The 25,334-nt window shown below is 67.9% G+C and carries 26 protein-coding genes; 13 read left to right on the forward strand and 13 right to left on the reverse strand.

The window, feature by feature from the left end:
* Position 1: 1 nt before the first annotated feature.
* From H8R02_RS07260 to H8R02_RS07285, 6 genes are read right to left on the reverse strand one after another with little or no spacing between them, the layout of a single operon-like run.
* Positions 2 to 562 carry a chromate transporter gene (locus tag H8R02_RS07260; RefSeq protein ID WP_187080716.1) on the reverse strand — a complete coding sequence of 187 codons (561 nt, stop codon included), beginning with the start codon at positions 560 to 562 and terminating at the stop codon, positions 2 to 4.
* Positions 559 to 1,140 carry a chromate transporter gene (locus H8R02_RS07265; RefSeq protein ID WP_187080717.1) on the reverse strand — a complete coding sequence of 194 codons (582 nt, stop codon included), beginning with the start codon at positions 1,138 to 1,140 and terminating at the stop codon, positions 559 to 561. The genes H8R02_RS07260 and H8R02_RS07265 overlap by 4 nt, the downstream gene beginning before the upstream one ends.
* Positions 1,141 to 1,147: 7 nt before the next feature.
* Positions 1,148 to 2,077 (reverse strand): DMT family transporter, encoded by a 930-nt coding sequence (locus H8R02_RS07270; protein ID WP_255429245.1) that lies wholly within the window; start codon positions 2,075 to 2,077, stop codon positions 1,148 to 1,150.
* Positions 2,029 to 2,955, reverse strand: coding sequence for a bifunctional helix-turn-helix transcriptional regulator/GNAT family N-acetyltransferase (locus H8R02_RS30325; protein WP_187080718.1), 927 nt, complete (start codon positions 2,953 to 2,955; stop codon positions 2,029 to 2,031). The genes H8R02_RS07270 and H8R02_RS30325 overlap by 49 nt, the downstream gene beginning before the upstream one ends.
* Positions 2,956 to 2,994: 39 nt before the next feature.
* A complete protein-coding gene (locus H8R02_RS07280; protein ID WP_187080720.1) occupies positions 2,995 to 5,136 on the reverse strand; it encodes a 3-hydroxyacyl-CoA dehydrogenase NAD-binding domain-containing protein in 2,142 nt (713 codons plus the stop codon).
* On the reverse strand, positions 5,133 to 6,338 hold the full coding sequence (locus H8R02_RS07285; protein WP_187080721.1) for an acetyl-CoA C-acetyltransferase: 1,206 nt from the start codon (positions 6,336 to 6,338) through the stop codon (positions 5,133 to 5,135). The genes H8R02_RS07280 and H8R02_RS07285 overlap by 4 nt, the downstream gene beginning before the upstream one ends.
* 56 nt (positions 6,339 to 6,394) lie before the next feature.
* Here H8R02_RS07285 and H8R02_RS07290 point away from each other — a divergent pair, with 56 nt between their 5' ends.
* The gene (locus H8R02_RS07290) at positions 6,395 to 7,480 is read left to right on the forward strand and encodes a dipeptidase (RefSeq protein ID WP_187080722.1); all 1,086 of its coding nucleotides are present in this window, start codon (positions 6,395 to 6,397) and stop codon (positions 7,478 to 7,480) included.
* On the forward strand, positions 7,477 to 8,631 hold the full coding sequence (locus H8R02_RS07295; protein ID WP_187080723.1) for an acyl-CoA dehydrogenase family protein: 1,155 nt from the start codon (positions 7,477 to 7,479) through the stop codon (positions 8,629 to 8,631). Before H8R02_RS07290 ends, H8R02_RS07295 begins: the two co-directional genes overlap by 4 nt.
* Before the next feature lie 3 nt (positions 8,632 to 8,634).
* Here the strand turns inward: H8R02_RS07295 and H8R02_RS07300 are convergent, their stop codons facing one another.
* Genes H8R02_RS07300 through H8R02_RS07310 form a run of 3 tightly spaced genes read right to left on the reverse strand, consistent with a single transcriptional unit; the run spans position 8,635 to position 9,621 of the window.
* Entirely contained in the window at positions 8,635 to 8,979 is a 345-nt protein-coding gene (locus H8R02_RS07300; protein ID WP_187080724.1) for a type II toxin-antitoxin system PemK/MazF family toxin, read from the reverse strand.
* Positions 8,976 to 9,218 (reverse strand): AbrB/MazE/SpoVT family DNA-binding domain-containing protein, encoded by a 243-nt coding sequence (locus H8R02_RS07305; protein WP_187080725.1) that lies wholly within the window; start codon positions 9,216 to 9,218, stop codon positions 8,976 to 8,978. Before H8R02_RS07305 ends, H8R02_RS07300 begins: the two co-directional genes overlap by 4 nt.
* Positions 9,219 to 9,255: 37 nt before the next feature.
* Positions 9,256 to 9,621 (reverse strand): hypothetical protein, encoded by a 366-nt coding sequence (locus H8R02_RS07310; RefSeq protein WP_187080726.1) that lies wholly within the window; start codon positions 9,619 to 9,621, stop codon positions 9,256 to 9,258.
* Between the two features lie 154 nt (positions 9,622 to 9,775).
* Here H8R02_RS07310 and H8R02_RS07315 point away from each other — a divergent pair, with 154 nt between their 5' ends.
* From H8R02_RS07315 to H8R02_RS07325, 3 genes are all read left to right on the forward strand, one after another.
* Positions 9,776 to 10,177 (forward strand): VOC family protein, encoded by a 402-nt coding sequence (locus tag H8R02_RS07315; protein WP_187080727.1) that lies wholly within the window; start codon positions 9,776 to 9,778, stop codon positions 10,175 to 10,177.
* 83 nt (positions 10,178 to 10,260) lie between these two features.
* Positions 10,261 to 11,445 (forward strand): efflux RND transporter periplasmic adaptor subunit, encoded by a 1,185-nt coding sequence (locus H8R02_RS07320; RefSeq protein WP_187080728.1) that lies wholly within the window; start codon positions 10,261 to 10,263, stop codon positions 11,443 to 11,445.
* A 9-nt stretch (positions 11,446 to 11,454) separates the two neighbouring features.
* Entirely contained in the window at positions 11,455 to 14,607 is a 3,153-nt protein-coding gene (locus H8R02_RS07325) for an efflux RND transporter permease subunit (protein WP_187080730.1), read from the forward strand.
* A gap of 2 nt (positions 14,608 to 14,609) precedes the next feature.
* On the opposite strand, the gene H8R02_RS07330 is transcribed toward H8R02_RS07325, so the two are convergent.
* Together H8R02_RS07330 and H8R02_RS07335 are read right to left on the reverse strand one after the other, a co-directional pair.
* Complete coding sequence (locus H8R02_RS07330; protein WP_187080732.1) at positions 14,610 to 15,014, reverse strand: J domain-containing protein; 405 nt, start codon at positions 15,012 to 15,014, stop codon at positions 14,610 to 14,612.
* Positions 15,015 to 15,087: 73 nt separating this feature from the next.
* Positions 15,088 to 15,420, reverse strand: a complete 333-nt coding sequence (locus H8R02_RS07335; protein WP_187080733.1) for a hypothetical protein — start codon at positions 15,418 to 15,420, stop codon at positions 15,088 to 15,090.
* A 147-nt stretch (positions 15,421 to 15,567) separates the two neighbouring features.
* Here H8R02_RS07335 and H8R02_RS07340 point away from each other — a divergent pair, with 147 nt between their 5' ends.
* From H8R02_RS07340 to H8R02_RS07370, 7 genes are all read left to right on the forward strand, one after another.
* On the forward strand, positions 15,568 to 16,524 hold the full coding sequence (locus H8R02_RS07340) for a Bug family tripartite tricarboxylate transporter substrate binding protein (protein ID WP_187080735.1): 957 nt from the start codon (positions 15,568 to 15,570) through the stop codon (positions 16,522 to 16,524).
* Positions 16,521 to 18,263, forward strand: a complete 1,743-nt coding sequence (gene araD / locus H8R02_RS07345) for an L-arabinonate dehydratase (RefSeq protein ID WP_187080736.1) — start codon at positions 16,521 to 16,523, stop codon at positions 18,261 to 18,263. The genes H8R02_RS07340 and araD overlap by 4 nt, the downstream gene beginning before the upstream one ends.
* A gap of 10 nt (positions 18,264 to 18,273) precedes the next feature.
* Positions 18,274 to 19,248, forward strand: a complete 975-nt coding sequence (locus H8R02_RS07350; protein ID WP_187080737.1) for a Bug family tripartite tricarboxylate transporter substrate binding protein — start codon at positions 18,274 to 18,276, stop codon at positions 19,246 to 19,248.
* A gap of 4 nt (positions 19,249 to 19,252) precedes the next feature.
* Positions 19,253 to 19,963 (forward strand): ribonuclease activity regulator RraA, encoded by a 711-nt coding sequence (locus tag H8R02_RS07355; RefSeq protein ID WP_187081106.1) that lies wholly within the window; start codon positions 19,253 to 19,255, stop codon positions 19,961 to 19,963.
* Between the two features lie 92 nt (positions 19,964 to 20,055).
* Complete coding sequence (locus H8R02_RS07360; RefSeq protein ID WP_187080738.1) at positions 20,056 to 21,198, forward strand: hypothetical protein; 1,143 nt, start codon at positions 20,056 to 20,058, stop codon at positions 21,196 to 21,198.
* A 59-nt stretch (positions 21,199 to 21,257) separates the two neighbouring features.
* Positions 21,258 to 21,674 (forward strand): hypothetical protein, encoded by a 417-nt coding sequence (locus H8R02_RS07365; protein ID WP_187080739.1) that lies wholly within the window; start codon positions 21,258 to 21,260, stop codon positions 21,672 to 21,674.
* 244 nt (positions 21,675 to 21,918) lie between these two features.
* Positions 21,919 to 24,081 (forward strand): AAA family ATPase, encoded by a 2,163-nt coding sequence (locus H8R02_RS07370; RefSeq protein WP_187080740.1) that lies wholly within the window; start codon positions 21,919 to 21,921, stop codon positions 24,079 to 24,081.
* Between the two features lie 6 nt (positions 24,082 to 24,087).
* On the opposite strand, the gene H8R02_RS07375 is transcribed toward H8R02_RS07370, so the two are convergent.
* Both H8R02_RS07375 and H8R02_RS07380 read right to left on the reverse strand, forming a co-directional pair.
* Positions 24,088 to 24,624, reverse strand: coding sequence for a DUF2059 domain-containing protein (locus H8R02_RS07375; protein ID WP_187080741.1), 537 nt, complete (start codon positions 24,622 to 24,624; stop codon positions 24,088 to 24,090).
* 84 nt (positions 24,625 to 24,708) lie between these two features.
* Positions 24,709 to 24,924 (reverse strand): hypothetical protein, encoded by a 216-nt coding sequence (locus H8R02_RS07380; protein WP_187080742.1) that lies wholly within the window; start codon positions 24,922 to 24,924, stop codon positions 24,709 to 24,711.
* A 221-nt stretch (positions 24,925 to 25,145) separates the two neighbouring features.
* Between H8R02_RS07380 and H8R02_RS07385 the strand changes: the two genes are divergently transcribed.
* Positions 25,146 to 25,325 (forward strand): DUF3606 domain-containing protein, encoded by a 180-nt coding sequence (locus H8R02_RS07385; RefSeq protein ID WP_187080743.1) that lies wholly within the window; start codon positions 25,146 to 25,148, stop codon positions 25,323 to 25,325.
* Positions 25,326 to 25,334 lie beyond the last annotated feature (9 nt).

Consider the following 25,334-nt stretch of genomic DNA (forward strand, 5'->3'; position numbering starts at 1 on the left):
GTCAGACCAGCCCGAACCAGCCGAGCACGGCGCCCGCGCCGAGCAGCCAGAGCAGGTGCACCTTGGTGCGCCACACGATCATCGCGCTCGCGAACGCGACGAGCCACAGCGGCCAGTCGCGCACGTCGGGTGTCTTGCCAGTGGCGAGGATGTAGCCGGTGGCCATCATCAGCGCGACCACCACCGGCGCCATGCCTTGCTTGAATGCACGCACGGCGCGGTGCTCGCGGTTCTCGTGGCCCCAGCTGGCCGCGAGGTAGGCGAGCACGCTGCTGGGCACCATGATGCCGGTCATCGTGACCAGCAGCCCGAAGAAGGCGGTGGCGTAGCCGCCCGCGTTGAGGCCGACATTCCAGCCCATCAGGCCGACGAAGAGCACGTTGGGTCCCGGCGCGGCCTGCGCGATTGCGATGGAGGCGTTGAACTGCGCGTCGTCGATCCAGTGGCGCTCCTGCACGAGGAAACGGTTCATGTCCGGTGCGACCGTGATCGCGCCGCCGACGGTGAGCAGCGACAGCACGAGGAAGTGCGCGAGCAGCGACAACCAGTCGGCTGCGGTCATGGCTTGAGCTTCCTCCACGTCAGCACGCAGCCGATGCCGCCCAGGCCGAGCAGCACGCCCAGCAGCGGCAGGCGCAGCAGCGCGATGGAGACGAAGGTGGCCACGGCGAGCACGGCGGCCGCGGGCACGCCCAACGGGTGCTTCTTCAGCGCGGGCACGAGCTTCAGGCCCGTGGCCGTGATGAGTCCCGCGGCGACCGCGCCCATGCCGCGCAGCGCGCCGGCCGCGTGCGGGTTGCTCGCCACCTGCGAGTAAAGCACGGCCAGCGCCAGCACCACCATCAACGGCACGGTGAGGATGCCGCCCAGCCCGGCAAGCGCGCCGCGCCAGCCGAAGTAGCGGTGGCCGAGCATGATGGCGAGGTTGATCACGTTCGGGCCCGGCATGATCTGCGCCACGGCCCATTCCTCCACGAACTCCTCGCGGGTCATCCAGCGCTTCTTCTCGACCAGTTCGCGCTGCACGACCGCCAGCACGCCGCCGAACCCCTGCAGGGCCAGCACGGTGAACGCGATGAAGAGTTCCCTGGGGGACCCGGGGCGGGGACGTTCCGCGGCGTCCGGCGTGGCACTGCTCATGCCCCGATTATCCCGGGGCGGCGCGCGGTTGCCGTGTGGCCAGCCACAATCCCATGGCGATGAGGGCCAACGCGGCATACGTGGCCGGGTGCAGCGGCTCGCCGAGCGTGGCTGCGCCCAGGAGGGCCGCGGTGACCGGGTTGAGGGCGAGGAAGACGGTCACGCGCGTGGGCGACTCGTGCTTGAGCGCGTAGAGCCACCAGTAATAGCCGATGGCGCTGGCGAAGCCGATGAAGGCGACCGCGGCCCAGGCGGCAGCGCCGAGCGTGGTCACTCGTTGCGGCCATTGCTCCGGGATGGCGGCGAAGAGCAGGAAGGCCACCGAGGCGAACATCGCGTACGTCGACACCGGCAACGTCGGGTAGCGCTGGAGGTAAGGGCGGTACAGCACGCTGCAGGTCGCTCCGACGAACGCCGATGCGAGCACTGCCAGCTCGCCCCACCAGTGGCCGCTGCCTGCCGCATGCAGCTTGGGCCAGAGCGACAGCGCCACCCCTGCGATCGACAGGAGCACGCCGACCACCAGCCGCGACGTCACCACTTCGCGCCCGAGCACGGCCGCGATCAGCAGCGTGAGCAGCGGGAACAGGCTGAAGATCAGCGCGGCCTGCGCGGCGCCGATGTGCAGCAGGCCCCAGTTCATGAAGGCGATGAGGATGGCGAACTGGCCGATGCCGAGGCCGGCCATCGCGAACAGGTCGCGGCCGCTCGGGCGCACGGGCGCGGCACGCCACGCCGTCCATGCGAACGGCAGCAGCATGAGCACGCCGATCGCGTAGCGCAGCAGCGCGAGCGTCAGCGGCGGCACCTGCGCAACGACGAAGCGCGTGGCGACGATGGCCGCCCCGACGAGGACACTCGCGGCCGCCGCGGCCCAGAGGGCGCGGTTCAGAGCTTCAACTCCCAGGTCTCGTTCACGAGCGGATGGCGCGGGCAGTAGTCGGTCGGCGTCGTCTCGGTCTCCTTCAGCACGAACCCGCGCGACTGGTAGATGGCCCGCGCCGCCAGGAGGTGCCCGTTGGTCCACAGCACGAGCTTGCGGTAGCCCTTGCCGCGCGCGAATGCGATGCATTCGTCGACCAGCTTGCCGCCGAGGCCGAGCCCGCGTGCTTCGGGCACGAGGATCAGCAGGCGCAGCTTGGCCACGGTGGCGGACTTGCGCACGCAGAACACCGAGCCTGCGCGCTCACCGTCCACCTCCGCAATCCAGCCGCGCTCCCACTCGGGGTCGAAGTCGCGGATGAATTTCGCGGCGATGTCGGCGACCAGCGCCTCGAAGGCGTTCGTGAAGCCGTATTCGCGCGCGTAGAGCTCGCCGTGCTGCATCACCACCCAGCCCATGTCGCCGGGCTGGATGCCGCGCAGCGTGACCTGCCGCTCGCGCTTCGTCGCGGGGTCGAGCAACTGGTGCAGCGTGTCCATCGCCGACAGCAGCTTCGGCCGTTCTTTCGCGGGCAGGGAGGCGAGCAGCTCCGCCGCCTCCTCGCGCGACTTCTGCTGCAGCGGCGCGAAGGCCGCGTAGCCGGCCTCGGTCAGTTTCAGCAGCGACTGGCGCCCGTCGTGCGCCGCGGTCTCCCGCTCCACCCAGCCTTCGTGCGTGAAGCGCCGCAGGATGCGGCTGAGATACCCCGCATCGAGCCCCAGCTCGCGCACGAGGTCGGTCGCCGTGAGGTGCGGGCGGTGGGCAAGCTCGTAGAGGATGCGCACCTCGGTGAGCGAGAAGTCGCTGCCGAGGTAGCGGTCGAGCACGCCGATGCGGCGCGTGTAGAAGCGGTTGAAGGCGCGGACCGCCTTCACCTGGGCGACGTTCACCATCCGGCGAGTGTCCGCCGGATACTTGCCTAAGTCAACTAATCAGTACCTGGGCTCGTGCCGCCGGATCGCGTCCTTCACCTGCGGCGCGACGACGAACCCCGGCCCGTACTTCGAGGCCAGCACCTCGCAGCGGTGAAGGAAGCGGTCGATGCCTTGCCCGTAGATGAACTGCAGCGCGCCCCCGGTCCAGCCCGGGAAGCCGATGCCGAAGATCGAACCGATGTTCGCGTCGTGCACCGTGGTGAGCACGTTCTCGGAGAGACAGCGCGCTGTCTCCACCGACTGGCGATAGAGCAACCGGTCCTTCAGGTCCTGCATGTCCCACTGCACGCCGTCCTTGCCGAACAGCTGCGCGAGCTTCGGCCACAGCGTCTTCTTGCCGCCTTGCGGGTAGTCGTAGAACCCGCCGCCGGCCGCGCGGCCGTTGCGGTCGAACTCCTTGACCATGCGCTCGACGAGCAGTTCGCCCGCCGACGCGATGTAGGTGTCGCCTTGCGCGCGCCAGTCGGCACGGGTCTGGTCCAGCACGTGCACCGACAGCGACAACGCGGTTTCGTCCAGCACGGCGAGTGGCCCTACGGGCATACCCGCCTGGATGCCTGCCTGCTCCACCACGGCGGCCGGGATGCCTTCACCCACCATCGCCGCGCCTTCCATGACGAAGGTGCCGAAGACGCGGCTGGTGAAGAAGCCGCGCGAGTCGTTGACGACGATGGGGATTTTGCCGATGGCCTGCACGTAGTCGAACGCGCGGGCGATGGTCTCGTCATCCGTCTGCTTGCCGCGGATGATCTCCACCAGCTTCATCTTGTCGACGGGGCTGAAGAAATGGATGCCGACGAATTTCTCCGGCTTCGCCGAAGCCTGCGCGAGCCCGGTGATCGGCAGCGTGGAGGTGTTGCTTGCGAAGAAGCCGCCGGGCGCGAGCATGGGCTCGGCTTCCTTCGTCACCTTTGCCTTGAGCTCGCGGTTCTCGAACACGGCTTCGATGATCAGGTCGCAGCCCTGCAGGTCCTTCACGGATTCGGTCGCCGTGATGCGCGAGAGCAGCGCCTTCTGCTCGACTTCGGCCATGCGGCCCTTGTCGACGCGCGGCTGCGTGATCTTCACGCTGTAGGCCTTGCCGGCCTCGGCCTTTTCGAGCGAGACGTCCTTGAGCACCGTCGCCACGCCGCGGCTCGCCTGCGCGTACGCAATGCCGCCGCCCATCATGCCGGCGCCGAGGATGCCCACCTTCTGCGGCTTGAAGCGCGGCACGTCCTTCGGCCGCGACTGGCCCGACTTGATCGCGTTCATGTTGAAGAAGAACGTGTTGATCATGTTCTTCGCAACCGGGCTGGCGATCAGCCTCGCGATGTGGCGGCTTTCGATCCGTGTGGCCGTGTCGTAGTCGACCTGCGCGCCTTCGACCATCGCGGCCAGCGCGGCTTCGGGGGCAGGGTAGAGGCCGCGCGTCTTCTGGCGCAGCATCGCGGGCGCCACGCTCAGCGCACCGGCGACCTTGGGGTTGGACGGGGTGCCGCCGGGCATCTTGTAGTCCTTCGCGTCCCACGGCTGCTGCGCGGTGGGGTTCGCTTCGATCCATGCGAGCGCCGCGGGGCGCAGCGAAGCGGCGTCGGGCACCAGCTCGTGGATGACGCCCAGCTCCAGCCCTTCGCGCGGCGAGAAGAGCTTCGCTTCCATGATGTACGGCTGCGCACCCATCAGCCCGAGCAGCCGCACCATCTTCGTGATGCCCGTCGCGCCGGGGATCAGGCCCAGGTTGACCTCGGGCGTGCCGAACTGGATCTTGGGGTCGTCCACCGCGATGCGGTGGTGCGCCACGAGCGCCACTTCCCAGCCGCCGCCGAGCGCATGGCCATTGAGGCACGCGACCACGGGCTTGCCCAGCGTCTCGAGCGTGCGGAAGTTCTTCTTCATCCGCTCGAGGCGCTGGAACATGAGCGGGCCGTCCTCGGGCTTCAGGCGCATCGTGCCCTTCAGGTCGGCGCCCGCAAAGAAGAGGGACTTGGCCGATGCCAGCACGAGCCCCTTGATCGCATCCTTGTCCTTGAGCACCTGCTGAACGGTGGCCGTGAGGTCCTCCTGCCACTGGTCGCACATGGTGTTGACGGGCGAGCCCTCCTCGTCGAGGAGGAGCGTGGCGATGCCGTCTTTCAGTTCGTACTTGATCGTCTTCACACGCGCTCCACGATCGTTGCGATGCCCATGCCGCCACCGACGCACAGCGTGGCCATGCCGTAGCGCAGCTTGCGGCGGTGCAGTTCGTCGACGAGCGTGTTGAGGATCATCGCGCCGGTGGCGCCGAGCGGGTGGCCCATCGCGATGGCGCCGCCGTTGACGTTGACCTTCTCGTGCGGCACGCCCATCTCCTTCATGAAGCGCATCGGCACCGCGGCAAACGCCTCGTTCACTTCGAACAGGTCGATCTGGTCGATGGTCATGCCGGCCTTCGCCAAGGCCTTGCGCGCCGCGGGCATCGGGCCGGTGAGCATGATGGTGGGGTCGGCACCCGAGAGCGCCGCCGCGACGATGCGCGCCCGCGGCTTCAAGCCGTGCGACTTGCCGGCCGCTTCGCTGCCGACCAGGATCGCCGCCGCGCCGTCGACGATGCCCGACGAATTGCCGGCGTGATGCACATGGTTGATGCGCTCGACATGCGGGTAGCGGCTGATCGCCACCTGGTCGAAGCCCATCGCACCCAGCTGCTCGAACGCGGGCTTGAGCGACGCGAGGCCTTCCATCGTGGTGTGCGGCTTGATGAATTCGTCGTGGTCCAGGATCACCTGGTCGAGGAAGTCCTTCACCGGCACCACGGAGCCGGCGAAGAAGCCGCCTTCGCGCGCCTTGGCGGCGCGCTTCTGCGACTCCAGTGCGTAGGCGTCGACGTCGTCGCGATCGAAACCTTCCAGCGTGGCGATGAGGTCCGCGCCGATGCCCTGCGGGACGAAGGCCGTCGCGGCGTTCGTCTCCGGGTCCTGCGCCCACGCACCGCCGTCGGAGCCGATCGGCACGCGGCTCATGCTCTCCACGCCGCCGGCCACCACGAGGTCCTCCCAGCCGGAGCGCACCTTCTGCGCCGCCATGTTCACCGCTTCGAGGCCGGAGGCGCAGAAACGATTGAGCTGCACGCCGGCGCAGCGCCAGTCCCAGCCCGCCTTGAGCGCGGCCACTTTTGCGATCACCGAGCCCTGCTCGCCGATGGGCGACACCACGCCCATCACGACGTCGTCGACGGCGCCGGTGTCGAAGTCGTTGCGCCGCTGCAGCTCGCCCAGCACGCCGGCGAGCAGGTTCACGGGCTTGACTTCGTGCAGGCTGCCGTCCTTCTTGCCCTTGCCGCGGGGCGTGCGGATGGCGTCGTAGATGAACGCTTCGGACATGGTGGTCTCCTTTGCGGTGCAGTATAGTGATTTCACCAAGCACACGCTCTGTAAAAATGGCGACACCGATCTCCCGCCGGCAGGTCCTTGCCTTCAGCGCCGCATTCGCGGCCGGCGGCGCTTTCGCGCAGCAGCCGGCCGACGTGCGCAAGCCGTACCTCGCGGACATGCACTCGCACTACGGCATGTTCCTGCCGCGCCTGTTCGGGCTGGACCTCGCGAAGCACATGCGCGAGACGGGCACGACGCTGCTCGCGTGGTCCGCCACCGACGACAACCGCTGGATCGGGCTCGGCCCGCTGGGCTGGAAGCAGGTGCGCGAGCCGAAACCGGGCGAGCTGTGGGACCACTTCCGCGCGCGCCTCGCGGGCTACGAGGCGAAGCTGGCCGAGTGGCAGGTCCCCAAGGCCCTCACGCCGGCCGACATCGACGCGGCGCTCGCCGGCGAGCCGCGAGTGCTGCTCGCGACCGAAGCGGCGAACTTCCTCGAAGGCCGGCCGGAGCGGGTGGCGCAGGCGCATGCCTGGGGCATCCGGCACATGCAGATGGTGCATTACATCCAGAGCCCGCTCGGCGACTACCAGACGGCGCAGCCGCAGCACGGCGGCATCACCGAGCTGGGGCGGCAGGTGGTCCGCGAGTGCCGGCGCCATGGCATCGTCGTGGACCTTGCGCATGCCACGCCGGCGTTCATCGACGGCGCGCTCGATGCCGCCGCCGACGTGCAGGTGGTGTGGTCGCACTCGTGGATCCACCGGCAGGACGGCATGCCGTGGAACACGCCGGGCTACCTTGCGCGGTCGCTGCCGCTCGCGTCGGCCCGCAAGATCGCGGCGCGGGGCGGCGCGATCGGGCTGTGGGCGCTGCGCGTCAGCGGCGACCCGATGTACGGGCCGCGCAACGTGGCCACGTTTGCCGACGAGATGATGCGCATGTGCGACCTCGTCGGCCCTGCGCACGTGGCCTTCGGCACCGACATGGAGGGAGTCGGCACGCAGCCGATCCTGAACAGCTACGTCGACCTGCACGACGTCGCGGACAACCTTTCCCGGCGCGGCGTGGCCGAGGCGACGCTGCACGGCATCTTCATCGGCAATTACGCGCGCATCGTCAAGGCGGCGATGCAAGGAGCCAAGGCATGATCGAACGCACCCTCTTCAGCCCCGACCACGAGGCCTTCCGCGACGCCTTCCGCAAGTTCTGCGACAAGGAGATCGCGCCGCACCACGAGGCGTGGGAGGAGCAGGGCTACGTGGACCGCGAGGTGTGGCGCAAGGCCGGCGCCAACGGCTACCTGTGCATGACGATGCCGGAGGCATACGGCGGCTCCGGCGTCGACAAGCTCTACTCGGTGGTGCAGATGGAGGAGCTTTCGCGCGGCGGCTTCAGCGGTATCGGCTTCGGGCTGCACAGCGAGATCGTGGCGCCGTACATCCTGCACTACGGCACCGAGGCGCAGAAGCAGAAGTACCTGCCCCTGCTCGCGAGCGGCGAGATGGTCGGCGCCATCGCGATGAGCGAGCCCGCCGCCGGCAGCGACCTGCAGGGCGTGAAGACGACGGCTCTCGTGCAGCCCGACGGCAGCTATCTGCTCAACGGCAGCAAGACCTTCATCACCAACGGCTGGCACGCGGACCTCGTGATCGTCGTCGCCAAGACGAAACCCGATGCGGGCGCCAAGGGCACGAGCCTGCTGCTCGTCGAGCGCGGCATGAAGGGCTTCGAGAAGGGCAAGCGCCTGAAGAAGCTCGGGCTGAAGGCGCAGGACACGTCGGAGCTGTTCTTCGACAACGTGCGCGTGCCCGCTGAAAACCTGCTCGGCCCGGAGAACGGCGGCTTCGTCTGCCTGATGGAGCAGCTGCCCTGGGAGCGCATGCAGATCGCGCTGGGCGCGGTTGCCGCGGCGCAGGCGGCCATCGACTGGACGCTGCAGTACGTGAAGGACCGCAAGGTCTTCGGCCAGCCGGTCGGCGCCTTCCAGAACACCCGCTACAAGCTCGCCGAACTGCAGACCGAGGTGCAGGTGGCACGCGTGTTCGTCGACAAGTGCCTCGAGCTGGTGGTGCAGGACAAGCTGGACACGGCGACCGCGAGCATGGCGAAGTACTGGTGCAGCGACCTGCAGTGCAAGGTGATGGACGAGTGCGTCCAGCTGCACGGTGGCTACGGCTACATGTGGGAGTACCCCGTGACCCGCGCCTATGCCGACGCGCGCGTGCAGCGGATCTACGGCGGCACCAACGAGATCATGAAGGAGGTGATCTCGCGGGCGATGGGGTTGCCGGGGCGGTGACGCTCAGTCGGCCAGCACGCTTTGCAGGCACATGAGGACTTCCTGCACGATGACTGCAGGTGCGCGCTCGACGAGGCTCGCGCGGCGAGCCGCCCAATCGAGTGACTTGATCTGGTGGGCATGGACCTGCCCATCCGTGCGCAGCCCGAGCCCCATGAGGGACACGAGAAAGCCGCCGCTGCGGGCCGCGGCCGCCTCGCCGCCGGAAATCGGGCAGACCATCGCGAGCTTGAAGCGGGCGTTGAACGCGCGAGGGGAGACGACGAGGCAGAAGTGATTGCCTTTCATCTCCCGGCCGCTCGCCGGGTCGAAAGCAAGGTGAAGGATGTCGCCTCGCTCCGGCGTCACAGCTCGGCCCCCGCGGGCCCGAGTTCATCCCAGCCTTTCGCGCGCCGGGGGCCTCGCGGGGTTGCCTTCAACAGTTCTTCCAGCGACTTGCGCGGCCGATCCGGCCGGATTTTCAACTCGTCGCCGACGATCTCGATGGCGAGCCGGGACCCGGCGTCGAGATGGTTCTGCTCCACGTAAGAAAGGGGAATCGTCATGATGTACGAGCCGCCGGAGCGGCGCAGGGAAGCGTGCAGCATGTCGTACTCCAGTGTTTTACTGGAATATAACATGCGGTCAAGTCGAGGCGAGCACCGCCAGCGCCGCCTTCAGCCGGTCCACCTCCGGGTGCCGGCGGTCCGGGTAGGCCAGCGCCACCTCGAACAGCCGGTGGTCGCTGCAGCGGCTGATGCCCACGGCATGCAGCTGGCGCGGCGGGCTGAACAGGCCGCCCGGGTTCTGCTCGTGCAGCCGTTGCCACCAGGTGGCGCCGTGCTCGAGACCCGCCGCCACGCGGTGCAGCCCGGGGCGCAGCACCTGCAGAATGTGGTCGATGGCTTCGTCGTAGGGGTTGCTGTGCAGGCGGTACTGCACGAGGCGTTCGAGCGCATCGAGGGCGTCGTGCGCGGCGGCGCGGGCGGCTTGGGTCGGGTCGAAGTTCATGGGCAGCAGGTCGGGGCGGGTGCCGCATGGTTCTCCCCGGGCCCGCTGCTGTCAGCTATACGGAAGTCGCGGCAGCTCGTCCGAGGCCGGGCAATTGACAGCGGCGCGCGCGGCATGCAGATTCAGCTGCCGCATGAACCCCAAGGAGAAACGCATGGACCCCGTCGTTCACTTCGAATTCCCCTACGACGACCGCGAGCGCATCAAGCGCTTCTACACGCAGGCGTTCGGCTGGGAGATGCAGCAGCTCGGCGAGGAGATGGGCCACTACGTCCTGGCCACCACCGCCAAGCCGGGCGGCCCTTCGCGGCCCGATGCGGCCAACGGCGCCATCAGCGGCGGCTTCTTCCAGCGGCAGAAGGACTGGCCGGACCAGGTGCCCTCGGTCGTCATCGCGGTGCAGGACATCCAGGCGGCGATGAAGAAGGTGAAGGGCGCCGGCGGCGAACTGCTCGGTGAGCCCATGACGATCCCGGGTGTGGGGGAGTACGTGTCGTTCCGCGACACCGAGAAGAACCGCGTGAGCATGATGCAATTCCTGAAGCCATCCTCCTGACAGCGGTTGTCCATCCTGTAGCACGTGGGTATTCCCGCGCGACTAAGATCGCGCGTCATCCCACGAGGGTGCAGAGGGTACAAATGGACAACAAGATCTGGGGAATCGCCGTTGCGGCCACTTTGGTGCTCGCCGGCTGCGGAGAAAGCAAGAGCGCAGGAGGCGGCCATGGCATGTTCGGCGGGCCGTCGCCGGTGGACACGGTGACGGTGCAGGCGCAGGACCTCCCCGTCACGTTCGAGTACACGGGCCAGACGCAGGGCTCGCGCGAAGTGGAGGTGCGGGCGCGCGTCACGGGCATCATCCTCAAGCGCAATTACACGGAAGGTGGGCCGGTGAAGGCGGGCCAGTCGCTCTTCACCCTCGACCCCGTGCCGTTCCAGACGGCGCTGGCGCGCGCCGAGGCGGACCATGCGTCCTCGCAGGCCAAGCTGGCGAACGCGAAGCGGCTGCTCGATCGCTTGAAGCCGCTCGCCGAAAGCGGGATGGTGAGCAAGCGCGATTACGACGATGCGGTCGCGGGGCATGACGTCGCGATAGCCGAGAGCAAGGCGTCCGCCGCGCGCGTGCAGGAAGCCAAGCTCAATCTCGGCTACACGCAGGTGCTGGCGCCGGTGGGCGGCATCGCGGGCGGTGCGGCAAAGTCGGAGGGCAGCCTGGTCTCGGGCCCCGACGTGCTGCTCACGACCATCGTGCAGACCAACACGGTGAAGGCTGTGTTCGGTATTCCCGACGCGGAGCACGCGCGCCTGCAAGCCGACCTGCAAGGCCGCAAGCTGGTGCTGCCGCCCAACGGCTTCGGCGTGGAAGTGATGGCCGCCGACGGCACGCAACTGGCAAGCGGCGGGCACATGCGCTTTTCCGAGCCGCTGGTGGATGCGGCAACCGGCACGATCAAGTCGCAGGCCGAGCTGCCGAACAAGGACGGGCGCCTGAAGCCCGGCCAGTTCGTGCGCGTGCGCCTCACCGGCGCGACACGGCCCGCGGTCATCCAGGTGCCGCAGCGCGCAGTGATGGAAGGCCCGCAGGGCAAGTTCGTCTACGTGGTCGCGCCGAGCGACAAGCCCGAGATGAAGGGCGCCGAGGTCGCCACGCCGCGCCCGGTGGAAGCGGGCGAATGGGTGGACGGGCCCGGCGGCAAGGGCTGGCTCATCCGCAAGGGCCTCAATGGCGGCGAGCGCGTGATTGTCGACGGCCTGATGAAGATCGGCCCCGGCGCGCCGGTGACCACCGCGAAAGCCGCGGCTTCGGCACCCGTCAAGCAATAAGGAGCGGCGATGTTCTCCCGCTTCTTCATCGACCGCCCGATCTTCGCGGCGGTGCTCTCCATGTTCATCGTGCTCGCCGGCCTGGCCGCGATGCGCACGCTGCCGATCGCGCAGTACCCCGAAATCGCGCCGCCGGTGGTGCAGGTGCAGGCCATCTACCCCGGTGCGAGCGCGCAGGTGCTGGAGCAGACGGTGGCCGCGCCGATCGAGAACGCCATCAACGGCGTCGAGCGCATGCTGTACATGGCCTCCACGTCGGCCGGCAATGGCGTGGTGCAGATCCAGGTGACGTTCGAGATCGGCACCGACATCAACCGCGCCGCGCTCGAAGTGAACAACCGCGTGAAGCAGGCCGAAGCGCGGCTGCCGCAGGAGGTGCGGAGGCAGGGCGTGACGGTGGAGAAGGGCTCCTCGTCCTTCCTGCAGGTGCTGGCCTTCTTCTCGCCCGACGGCCGCTACGACGACATCTACACGTCCAACTACGTCACGCTGAACGTGCTGGACAACCTGAAGCGCGTGCCCGGCACCACCAACGTGCAGATCTTCGGCGCGAAGGACTACGCCATGCGCGTCTGGCTCAAGCCGGACAAGCTGGCGCAGATGCGCCTGACCACCGCCGACGTCGCGCGCGCAATCAACGAGCAGAACGCGCAGTTCGCGGCCGGCAAGGTGGGCCAGTCGCCCACGGGTGGGCCCCAGGAGCTGGTCTATACCATCACGACGCAGGGGCGCCTGTCGGAAGCGGCGCAGTTCGAGGAGATCATCGTCCGCTCCAACCCGGACGGCTCCGCCGTGCGCCTGCGCGACGTCGCGCGCGTGGAGCTGGGCGGCAAGGACTACGACTTCATCGGCCGCATCAACGGCAAGCCGGCCACGCTGGTGGGCATCTTCCTGCAGCCGGGCGCGAACGCGCTGGAGGTGGCGGGCGACGTCAAGAAGACGATGCAGGGCATCGAAAAGCGCTTCCCGGCGGGGCTGACGTATTCGATCCCCTACGACACGACGCGCTTCGTGGAGGTGTCGATCCGCGAGGTGCTGATCACGCTGGCCGAGGCGATGGTGCTCGTGTTCCTGGTCGTGTTCGTGTTCCTGCAGAACTGGAGGGCCACGCTGATCCCGACGCTGGCCGTGCCGGTGTCGCTGATCGGGACCTTCGCGGGCCTCTTCCTGCTCGGGTACTCGATCAACACGCTCACGCTGTTCGGCATGGTGCTGGCCATCGGCATCGTGGTGGACGATGCCATCGTGGTGCTGGAGAACGTCGAGCGGATCATGCACGAGGAGCATCTACCCGCGCGCGAAGCGGCGGTGCAGGCGATGCAGGAGGTGACCAGCCCCATCATCGCCATCGTGCTGGTGCTGTGCGCGGTGTTCGTGCCGATCGCCTTCCTCGGCGGGTTGACGGGCGAGCTCTATCGCCAGTTCGCGATCACGATCTCCATTGCGGTGATCATCTCCGGCGTCGTCGCGCTCACGCTCACGCCGGCGCTGTGCGTGCTGATCCTCAAGAAGGAGCACAAGGGCGACGGCCACCTCTTCGAGTTCTTCAACCGCGGCTTCGACAACGTGCGCGGGCGCTACACCACCGGCGTCGGGTTCCTGATCCGCCGCGGCGGCATCTCGCTGGCGCTGTTCGTAGGGATGGTGCTCGTCACCATCGGCCTGTGGCGCGCGACGCCGGGCTCGCTCGTTCCGGACGAGGACCAGGGCTTCTACATTGCGGCCGTGATCCTGCCCGACGGCGCGTCGCTGCAGCGCACGGACAAGGTGGTCAACCAGGTGCTGGAGGTCATCAAGTCCAACCCGAACAACCTCGACGCGGTTGCTTTTGCCGGCTTCGACTTCCTCGGCGGCGGTTTCCGCAACAACGCGGCCACCATCTTCGTCACGCAGAAGCACTGGGACGAGCGCAAGGTGCCCGTGCAGGCACTCGTGGGCGAGCTGTTCGGCAAGACGGGCCACATCAAGGAGGCGCTGGTGCTGGCCTTCGCGCCGCCGCCGATCTTCGGGCTGGGCATGGCGGGCGGCTTCGAGCTGTACATCCAGAACCGCGGCGACGGCGGGCCGGCGAAGCTGGCCGAGGTGATGCAGAAGTTCCAGGGCGCGGTGATGCAATCCAAGCAGCTCGCGGGCGTGCAGTCGCTGTGGCGCGCCGCCACCCCGCAGCTGTATGTGGACGTGGACCGCTCGCGCGCCAAGGCGCTGGGCGTGCCCGTGGACACGGTGTTCGACACGCTCGCGGCCACGCTGGGCTCCTACTACGTGAACGACTTCAACAAGTACGGCCGCACGTGGCAGGTGCTGATGTCGGCCGACCCGGCTTACCGCAAGCAACCGGACGACGTGGGCCGCATGTGGGTGCGTTCGGACAAGGGTGAGATGGTGCCGGTGTCGTCGCTGGCGACGGTGCGGTACTCGTCGGGGCCGGAGAGCCTGGACCGCTTCAACAACCTGCCGGCCGTCAAGCTGTTCGGGCAGGCCGCGCCCGGTGTGAGTTCGGGGCAGGCGATCGCCGAGGCCGAGCGCATCCTGGCCGAGGTGCTGCCGCCGGACTTCACATACGACTGGGGCGGCGCCTCGTTCCAGGAGAAGCGCTCGGGCGGCGCGTCCATCGTGGCGCTCGGGTTGGGGGCATTGATGGTGTTCCTGATCCTGTCGGCGCAATACGAGAAGTGGTCGTTGCCGCTGTCGGTGCTGCTCGCGCTGCCGTTCGGCACCTTCGGCGCGCTGGCGGCCGTGTGGCTGCGCGGCATGACGAACGACGTGTATTTCCAGATCGGGCTGGTGACGCTGCTCGGCCTGGCCGCGAAGAACGCGATCCTGATCGTCGAATACGCCTCGCTCAAGGTGGCCGAGGGCATGAGCGCGTCGGCGGCGGCGCTGGAGGCCGCGCGCCTCAGGTTCCGGCCGATCGTGATGACTTCGCTGGCCTTCATCCTAGGCGTGGCCCCGCTGGCCTTTTCGTCAGGTGCAGGTGCCGGCGCGCGTGTGTCCGTGGGCACGGGCGTGATGGGTGGCATGCTGGCCGCAACCTTCCTGGCGATCTTCTTCGTGCCGTGGTTCTTCCGCGTGCTGGTGGACAAGCGTTTGCGGGAGAAGCGGTCGACGCAGGAGCTGAGGGAAGAGGCGCGGCTGGCGCACGCCGCGGCAGGCGCGGAATAGCTTCAGCGCGAGGCTTGGACGGTGGTGATCCTGGCTGGGACGGCCGCCTTGGCCGACCCCACGGTCGTCGCCAGCCACGCACACAGCGTGAACGAAATCGTCGCGAACAGCAGGTACCAGGGCCAGCTGCGCTGCCACTTCGTCTGCTGCTTCACCGGCTCCAGCGGCGCCGGCCGGCTTTGCGACTGGCGAATCCACCGGTCGTGCTCGGCGCGCTGCTGCGCATCCGACAGCACTTCATAGGCCTTGTTGACGGCCGCCATGGCCCGGCCCGCATTGGCGTTGCCGGGCATCTTGTCGGGGTGGTACTGCTGCGCGAGCTTGCGGTAGGCACGACGAATGCCGTCGGGCGACGCGGTGCGGTCGACCCTCAGGACGTCGTAGTAGGTGGCTAGCTGCTCGGCCATCGCTACAAATTCTATAGCTGGGCTGCCCGAACCGTGCCTCCCGGGCCCGCGGTTTGTGGGCCCCACGCTACACCTAGACCGTAGCGGCGCGCCGGGCGATCTGCCGCGCGAGCGGGAACACCACCTCGTGCGACTCGTTGAACATCGCGAAGCCGAGCAGGGCGCGCTCGCGGCTCGGGATGCGTTCGATCTGCGCTTCGGCCGCGAGCCGCGCATAGGCGAGGGCGGCGACCTCGGTGTCGTGGTCTTCGCCCGCGAAGAGCTTGAACAACGGGTTCGCGTCCCAGTAGCTGTCGGGGCGCTCCACGCAAACTTTCGCGTAGCTGCAGAAGCGCTCGCCGTCCGCCACGGGTATCGCGTAGGCCGTGATGTAGAACCCGTCGACCGGGCCCCAGACCTTCTCCATGACCAGCTCCCTGTTGCCGTTTGCATCGAGTGTGAGCGCTTGGCGCTGGGGCAGGGCGTGACAAAGTCGCACGTGTCCTGCCACCGACACGTAACCGGGGCGGCTTCCTACATAGGATACTGGCAGGCCAAAAAAAAGGAGACCGGGATGAGACGTACCCTCCTCGCCGCGTTCGCGCTGTTCGCCGCGGCCGCATTCGCCCAGACGGATTACCCCAGCAAGCCTGTGAAGCTGATCGTTGCATTCCCGCCCGGAGGCACGAGCGACGTGATGGCGCGCATGCTCTCCGACGAGCTCGGCAAGCAGTTCAGGCAGCCCGTGGTCGTGGAGAACATCGGCGGGGCCGGCGGCGTGATCGGCATGGACCGCGCGCTCAAGCTGCCGGCCGATGGCTACACGCTCATCCAGACGGGCGTGGGGCAGAACGCGGTGGCGCACGGCATCAACTCGAAGGTGCCGTACGATTCGGTGAAGGACTTCATCCACATCACGCAGGTGCACAGCGGCCCGAACGTGCTGGTGGTGCACCCCTCCACCCCCTTCAAGTCGCTGCAGGAACTGGTGGGCTTCGCGAAGGCCAATCCCGGCAAGCTGAGCTACGGCTACACGCCCGCCGCTTCCGGCCACATGGCCATGGAGCTGTTCAAGCAGACCGCGAAGCTCTTCATGGTCGGAATCCCGTACCGCGGCGGCGGCCCGATGATGACGGACATGCTCGGTGGCACCATCCCGCTGATGTTCATCAACCAGGACGTCGCGCTGCAGCACGTCAAGGCCGGCAAGCTGCGCGCGCTGGCGGTGACGAGCATGGAGCGCAACCCGCTGTACCCCGACGTGCCGACGTTCAACGAGTCCGGCTTCAAGGGGTTCGAGGCGCTGTCGTGGTCGGGCCTGTCGGTGGCCAAGGGCACGCCCGCGCCTGTCGTCGCGAAGATCGAAGCGGCCGTGACGGCCGTGATGACCTCGCCGCAGGTGAAGCAGCGCTTCGACTCGCAGGGCTTCATCGTGCCGCCGCAGGGCCAGGCGCACTACACGAAATTCGTCGAGGCCGAGCGGGACCGCTGGGTCAAAGTCATCAAGGCTGCTGGGATCAAGGAAGAATGAAGAAACCCTACGAAGAACTTCGGTCCGCGCGCTGGTTCGCGCCGGACGACCTGCGCTCGTTCGGGCACCGCTCGCGCGCGCTCCAGATGGGCTACGACCATGCCGACTGGCAGGGCAAGCCGGTCGTCGCCATCGTCAACACGTGGAGCGACATCAACCAGTGCCACTCGCACTTCAAGCAGCGGGTGGAGGAGGTCAAGCGCGGCGTGCTGCAGGCCGGCGGTTTCCCGATCGAGCTGCCGGCGATCTCGCTGTCGGAGCCCTTCGTCAAGCCGACGACCATGCTCTACCGCAACCTGCTCGCGATCGAGACCGAGGAGCTGCTGCGCAGCCACCCGGTCGACGGCGCGGTGCTCATGGGCGGCTGCGACAAGACGACGCCCGGGTTGCTGATGGGTGCGATCAGCATGGGCATCCCGTGCATCTACCTGCCGGCGGGGCCGATGCTGCGCGGCAACTGGAAGGGCAACGTGCTCGGCTCGGGCTCCGACTCCTGGAAGTACTGGGACGAGCGCCGCGCCGGCAACATCTCGCAGGCGGAGTGGGAAGAGATCGAAGGCGGCATCGCGCGCAGCGCCGGCACCTGCATGGTGATGGGCACCGCGGCCACGATGATGGGCATCGCCGAAGCGCTGGGCACCACGCTGCCGGGCGCGTCGAGCATCCCCGCGGTCGATGCCAACCACCAGCGCATGGCCACGCAGTGCGGCCGCCGCATCGTCGACATGGTGTGGGAAGACCTCACGCCCGCGAAGCTGTTCACCCGCAAGCATTTCGAGAACGCGATCACGGTGGCGATGGCCGAGGGTTGCTCGACCAACGCGATCATCCATCTCGTGGCGATGTCGCGCCGCGCGGGCCCGGAATGCGAGATCACGCTCGACGACTTCGACCGCTTCTCGCGCAAGGTACCGGTGATCGCGAACGTGCGGCCGAGCGGCGACAAGTACCTGATGGAGGACTTCTACTACGCGGGCGGCATGCGCGGGCTGATGTCGCGGCTGCGTGACGGCGGCCTCTTGCACCTCGATGCGATGACCGTGAACGGCCGCACCATCGGCGAGAACCTCGAGGGCGCCGCGGTCTACAACGACGACGTCATCCGGCCGCTGTCGAACCCGATCTACAACGAAGGCGCACTGGCGGTGCTGAAGGGCAACCTCGCGCCGGACGGCTGCGTGATCAAGCCCAGTGCGTGCAGCCCGGAGCTGCTCAAGCACACCGGGCCGGCGCTGGTGTTCGACGACTACCCGGCGCTGAAAAAGGCGACGGACGACCCGGACCTGGACGTGACTAAGGACCATGTCCTCATCCTGCGCAATGCCGGCCCGCAAGGCGGCCCCGGCATGCCGGAATGGGGCATGGTGCCGATCCCGACCAAGCTGGTGAAGCAGGGCGTGCGCGACATGATGCGCATCAGCGATGCGCGCATGAGCGGCACGAGCTACGGCGCGTGCGTGCTGCACGTCTCGCCGGAGGCGTACATCGGCGGCAACCTCGCGCTCGTGCAAACGGGCGACACGATCACGGTCGACGTGCCCGCGCGCTCGATCCACCTGCACGTGAGCGACGAGGAGCTCGCGCGCCGCCGTGCGGCCTGGAAGCAGCCGCCCAAGCGCTTCGAGCGCGGCTACGGTGTCATGTTCAGCCGCCACATCATGCAGGCCGACAAGGGCTGCGACTTCGATTACCTCGAGACCTCCTACGGCGGTCCGACGGACGAACCCGCGATATTCTGAGGAGTTCCACATGAAGTTCACTCGCCGCGCCGCGGCGCTTGCCGTCGCCGGGCTCGCCGCCGGCACTGCTTTCGCGCAGACACCGGCCTGGCCCGCCAAGCCGGTCACCATCGTCGTGCCCTTCGCGCCCGGCGGCGGCACCGACATCGGCACGCGCATCGTTGCGCAGAAGCTCACCCAGATGTGGGGGCAGTCGGTCGTCGTCGACAACAAGGGCGGGGCGGGCGGCAACGTCGGCCTCGAGATCGTCTCGCGCGCGAAGCCGGACGGCTACACGCTGATGACCGGCAACGTCGGCACGCAGTCGATCAACCCGACGCTGTACAAGAAGCTCAGCTACAACCCGGACACGTCGTTCACGCCCATCGGCCTGTTCGCCGAACTGCCGTTCGTGCTGGCGGCCACGCCCTCCCTACCCGCGAATACGATCAAGGAACTTGTCGCCACCGCCAAAGCCGCACCCGACAAGCTGACCTACGCCAGCTCCGGCGCCGGCGGCTCGCCGCATCTCTCCGCCGAAACCTTCAAGATCGCGACCGGCACGAAGATACTGCACGTGCCGTACAAGGGCGGTGGCGCGGCGATGACGGACCTCATGTCCGGCAACGTGCACATGATGTTCGCCTCGGTGCTGGAGCTGTCGGGGCACATCAAGGCCGGCAAGCTGAAGGCGCTGGCGATCACCAGCAAGCAGCGCGTGCCGGCGCTGCCCGACGTGCCCACGCTGGAAGAAGCGGGTGTGAGCGGCGCCGAGTCGGGCTCGTGGCTCGGCCTGCTGGCGCCGGCCGGCACGCCGCAGCCGATCATCGACAAGATCTCGAAGGACCTGCAGGTGGTGCTGGCGATGCCCGACGTGAAGGACCAGCTGATGGCGCAAGGCGCCGTCGCGAAGGGCGGCACGCCCGCGGACTTCGCCAACCTCATTGCCGCCGACCGCAAGAAGTACGCGCGGATCATCACCGAGAACAACCTCACCGCTGACTGACATGCTGAACCCGGAAACGAAGCAGAAGCTGATGGGCGTGAGCACGGCGACGCTGTGCACGGCGCTCTTCAAGCGCGGCCTGCGCAACCAGTTCATCCAGGACGTGCGCCCGCTCAACCCCAACCTGCCCAACATGGTGGGCGAGGCCTTCACGCTGCGCTACATCCCGGCGCGCGAGGACCTGAACCCGATCACTGTGTTCCAGGACCGGGCGCATCCGCAGCGCAAGGCGGTGGAAGAGTGCCCGCCCGGGGCCGTGATGGTGTTCGACAGCCGCAAGGACGCGCGCGCCGCGTCGGCGGGCTCGATCCTCATCACGCGGCTGATGGTGCGAGGCTGCGCGGGCGCGGTCACCGACGGCGGCTTTCGCGATTCGCCCGAGATCGCCGAGATGACGTTTCCGGTGTACCACCACCGCCCGAGTGCGCCCACCAACCTCACGCTGCACCAGGCGCTGGACATCAACGTTCCGATCGGTTGCGGCGATGTGGCCGTGTGGCCCGGCGACGTCGTGGTCGGCGACCGCGAAGGCGTCGTCGTGCTGCCGGCACACCTGGCCGACGAGCTGGCCGACGAGGCCCACGAGATGACCGCTTTCGAGGACTTCGTGGCCGGGGAGGTCCGCAAGGGCCGCAGCATCCTGGGCCTGTACCCTGCGACCGACCCGAAGACGAAGGACGACTTCGCCGCCTGGCGCAAGGCCACCGGGCGCTGAACCGCAACTCGTCGCCGCCTGCCGCAGCCCGTCGCAACACCTACGGCAGTGCCGCGGCTGGCCCGTATAACGGGCACCGACCGGGGGTGCCCATGGAGAAGAAGACCATCCTGCTGCTGGCCGCGCAGTTCGCGTGCGCAGCATCCTTGGCGCAGGCGATCGCGCTGCCGCCGGATTCGCCGCGCTGGCAGCTCGAAGGCAACGCGAAAGTCGCCGAAGCCGGCGGCCGGCCCTGCCTGATGCTCAATGGCGCAGCGGCCGCCGTGAAGGACTTCGAGTTGCGCGACGGGGTGATCGAGGCGGATGTCCACACGTCCGCGCGCCGCGGCTTCTTCGGCTTCCAGTTCCGCATGGACACCAAGGGCGACAACGGCGAATGGGTGTACCTGCGCCAGCACAAGAGCGGCCTGCCCGACGCGATGCAGTACACGCCGGTGCTCGGCAGCGGCCTGAACTGGCAGCTCTACAGTGGGCCCGGCTTCATCGGGCCGGTGGACATCCCGCTGGACACCTGGTTCCGCATGCGGCTCGAAGTGAGCGGCGCGCAGGCCCGGCTGTTCGTCAAGGAAATGGACAAGCCCGTGCTCGTGATGCCCGACCTCAAGAGCGGGCGCGAGCGCGGCGAGGTCGGCCTGGCGGTCCTCACCGGCGCCACCTGCTTCGCCAATGTCGAAATCCGCCCCACGCCGGACACGCCGTGGCAGCGGCGCCTGCCGCCGATGCCGCCGGGAGCGATCGAGCGCTGGGAAATCTCGCCGTCGCTCGATGCGCTGGCGCGCGACCTCGACCAGCCCCTCGCGCGCCCGGAGGCTGCGCGCATGCAATGGCAGGCCGTTCAAGCCGAGCCGCCGGGGCTGGTCGCGCTTTACCGCTACCGGGCCGCGCCGCACCTGCCCGTGAGCTTCGCCAACGACGCCAGCAAGCGCCTCGAGCCGCAGAAGGGCATGCAGGTGGTCTATGCACGAACGACCATCGACGCGCAACGCGCCGAAGTGCGGCGGCTCGACATCGGCTACAGCGACGACGTCCGCGTGTTCCTCAACGGCCGCATCCTCTGGCGCGGGCGCAGCGCGCAGTACTTCCGCGACCCCGGCTTCCTCGGGATCGTGGATGCGGAGAACGATGCGGTGTACCTGCCGCTGCGCAAGGGGCGCAACGAGCTGGTGCTGGCGGTGAGCGAGCTCGGCGGTGGCTGGGGGTTTGTCACACGGCTGGACCCTGCAGCTCATCCATGACGAAGACGAGAAATCGTCTTACGCCGCGTGCCCGCGCCCGGTGGCAATCTCGCCGGGCGATGAACCTGATCGTTTCCACCCGGATCGAGGACCGGCACCTGCGCTTCGAAGTGCAGGGGCAATGGCGGTACAACGACGCGCTGAACCTGGCCTACCAGGTCAAGGCCGCGGCCATGCGGGAGGACGTCGACGACGTGCTGATCGACCTGCGCCGCCTCACGCGCTCGCCCCACGCCCACGGCAAGTTCCTGGTATGCGACCGGCTGCGGCGGGCGCTGCCGCCGTCGATGCGCGTCGCGCTGCTCGCGCCCGTGGAGATGGTGGACCTGGAGGCGCGGCAGGACCCGCTGCAGGCGAAGGTGGTTCTTTTCGCGTCCGAGCGCGCGGCGCTCATGTGGCTGGGCGGAATCCACGCCGCCATAAAAAATCCCTCGGTCTTGCGGGCCGAGGGACAAGCAGCCGGGAAAGAAACTTGAAAAGAAACCCGGCCAATCCGTTGGAGTGTGCCGCGTTCGACAGGTTCCCGTAAGTCCCCGGCGACGAACGTCGCTTCCGCCGATCCCTGAAAACCCTGCGTCAAGGCGCGTGAATTTGTCACGCGCGCCTCTGGGCGGGTGCCTCCAATTGACCACGGAACTCGCGTTGAAAAGCGCGACTCTGTAGGATGCATCCGACACGGCGGCGGCTTTGTTTCCGGCGCCCAGCACCCACAGGAAAACCATGTCCGATCTGTCCACGTCCAAGGACAACGCCGAAGCCGCACCCGCCTCCTCCGCCGCCAACCCCTGGCTGGCGCTGAAGAAGGTCGGCGCGCGCCTGTCCGACTGGTTCAGCATCCAGTCCCTGTTCGTCAAGGCGATGCTGGTTGCCGTGGCCGTCATGATCCCCGCCACCGGCATGTACTCGTTCCGCCTCTACCAGAAGCAGGCCGCCGTCGCCGAACAACTGGCGCAGATGGCGAACACGGACGCCGGCAGCGAAGCGCTGTGGACCCTCAACGACAAGCTGCCGGTGGTGTTCGGCAGCGGCTCGGTGCTCGGCTTCCTCGAGACGAAGCCGGTGGACCGCATCACCGTGGTCTACAAGCCGCTGATGTGGAACATCTCCGAGCGCATCATCCTGATCGAGTCGCAGGGCCGGCAGTACGCCTACTACCCGAGCGATATGGAGACCAAGATCTTCACGGACCGCGCCGTCACCGCGCCCTGGGGCGCCAAGATGGTGTTCGTGCCGCGCCAGGAGCTCTCCGAAAAGAGCCTGCAGATGCTCGAGCGCCTCGACGAGCGCTTCGGCAGCGCCCGCCCGCAAAGCGAGAAGGACGGCTGGAAGGCCGGCGTCTCCGGCGTGCTGTCGGCGGCGCTCACGATCGGCCTGCTCGGCTTCCTCGCGTTCCAGCTCAAGGGCCAGTTCAAGTCGCTGAAGTTCATCGAACCCGCGCAGGTGCAGGGCTCGCTCGACGACCTCGTGGGCATGGACGACATCAAGGCCGAGGTCTTCCAGATCAAGGACCAGTACGAGCGGCGCGCCGAGTACGCGGCGTACGGCATCAGCAAGCCCTTCAACGTGATGTTCAGCGGCCCCGCGGGCACCGGCAAGACCAAGCTGGCGAGCTACCTCGCCAAGGAGCTGGGCCTGCCGATCCTGTTCCACTCCGCGGCCAATCTCGAGACCGGCTACGTCGCCGGCGGCTCCAATACCCTGGGCCGCATCTCCGCGATGGCCAAGCGCCGCAAGAAGTGCATCGTGTTCCTCGACGAGGCGCAAGACCTGTTCATGAAGCGCGGCGGCCACCGCAAGTTCGACGACGACACGCAGAACATGCTGCTGGCCATCCTCGACGGCGTGCGCACCAAGACCGAGGGCGAGATCATCTGGATCGTCGCGTCCAACTTCAACAGCGAATCGATGCAGATGGACGAAGCCATGCTGCGCCGCTTCCAGATGAAGGTGGACTTCCGCCTGCCCAACAAGGAAGAGCGCGAGGCCATCATCCAGCACTACCTCGCGCAGCGTGCCGACAAGGTGGAGCCCGAGCTCGACCTGCGCCACCTCGTGGAAGTGACGGAGGGCCGCAGCCCGGCGGACCTGGAGACCATCGTCAACCAGGCCGGCATCACCGCGGTGCAGTCGGGCGAGCTGATCTCCGACGCCACGCTGTTCCAGGCCGCCGAGCGCGTGCTGGTGGGCAACGTCAACACCAACACCACCAAGGAGCGCGAGCGCGACCGGCGCATCATCGCCATCCACGAGTGGGGCCACTTCCTCGTCGACTTCGAGCAGGAGCGCAGGAAGTGCGGCGGCGACTGGGACCAGATCCTGGCTGACATGAAGACGCTGAAGATCTCGCTGAAGGCCAACCCGCGCAACAACGCGCTGGGCTTCGTGTTCCACAAGCAGGGCGCGAACCTGCTGAAGACCAAGTCCGACATCGAGCACGACGTGCGCGTGCTGCTGGGCGGCATGGCCAACGAGGAGCTGTTCTTCGGCGAGGAGGGCACCACCAACGGCGCCCACAACGACATCACGCGCGTCACCAAGCTGCTGCACCACGCGGTGGCCGAGATGGGCATGTACCGCAAGACGCGCCTGAACTTCGGCGCGCTGGCGGCCGAAGGCAACGCCCGGTCCGTCGACGACGAGACCAAGGCCATCATGGAGATGCAAAGCGAGCGCCTCTACGGCGAGACCAAGGCGACGCTCTCGCGCCTGAAGCCGCTGACCGAGCACCTGGCCGGCAAGCTGATGGAAGCGGGGGAGATGAGCCTGCGCGAAGCGCTGGAGGAGATCCGCAGCTTCGAGGCCGCGATGTTCAGCTTCAACACCAAGGTGGGCCTCAACGGCACTGCGCCGGCCACGATGGACCCCGGGTCCAGCCCGGGGTGACAGCCGTTACTTCGCCGGGGTCACGCCCAGGCGCTTGCTGATCGACTCTTCGAGCGCCTTGACCTTCGGCGTCACCGAGGCACGCGTCTCGGCCACGAGCTTCTCGGTCAGCACCTTCTGCATCTCGCCGCCGACCTGCTGGAACTTCTTGTAGGTGGGCGATTCGATGATGCCGGCGAGCTGCTTGAGCTCGTCCTCGCTGAACTTCTGGTCCAGGACGGTGCCGACGGTGGACGGCGCGAGCTTCACGGCCTGGGCGCGCACGACGGGCACCACTTCCTCGGCGTACTTCTTCAGGTCCGCCTCGATTTCCTTGGCCACGGCCTGCTGCTTGTCCTGCGCGACGCGCTGGGGCAGGGCTTCGGCCGCGCGCATCTGCAGTTCGATGGCGGGTTCTTCGGCGAGCTGCTGCGCCATGGCTTCGATGCCGGGCTGCTGCGCCTTCAGGATGCGGTCGATGAGGGCCTTCTTGGAGGCCGATTGTGCTTGCGCGCCGAAGGAGACGGCCGCGAGCGCCAGGATGAGCAAGGATTTCTTGAGCATCCGGCATCTTAGCCGGTCGGCACAGGGCGCCCGGCGCGTTTACCGCGCGGCAATATGCCGTCCGTCAGGCGGCCCCAGAGGGCCTCAATCGGCGCTGGGGCCGTCGCTGCGCTTGCTCCGGCGGCCGCTGCCGCCCTTGCGAGCCGGCTTGACTTGCGAGCTGTCGGACTGCGGCTGGATGCCGGCCGCCATGGCTTCGAGCTCCTTGCGCTCTTCCTCGGTCTGCCGGTTCTTCCAGGCGTCGTAGGCCTTCTTGCCGAGCGCCGCGGTCGCGGCCATGGTGATCAGTTTGCGCAGCATTGCATGCTCCTGGTTTGCCTGACTGTGACCACGTTACTGCGCAGCTTGCACCGGCGCTGTCGGAGCGGCCCGACAGTGGCCGCAGGAGAGGGATGGCGCGGGCATCGCGCGCCCCTACAGCCGCGCGAATGGCTGTCTCACCGCGCAAGGCCGCGTTTTCCTGCGGCGCCGCGCTGGCGCGGGTCCTAACCTGAAGACATTCCATCAAGGAGGACGACACCATGTCCGAAGACCTGAACAAGCATGGCGCCGAAGAGACCCTGATCCACCTGGAGCCGGACTGGGAGCGCCGCAACTGGTGCAAGTGGCTGGGCTGCAGCGAGGAGCAGCTGGAACACGCCGTGACCTACGTGGGCCACGACCCGGACAACGTGCGGCGCTTCCTGCGCCAGGCGCGCTGAAGCAGCGGG

Origin of the sequence: Ramlibacter albus, from assembly GCF_014297445.1 — a bacterium.
Lineage (GTDB): Bacteria > Pseudomonadota > Gammaproteobacteria > Burkholderiales > Burkholderiaceae_C > Ramlibacter > Ramlibacter albus.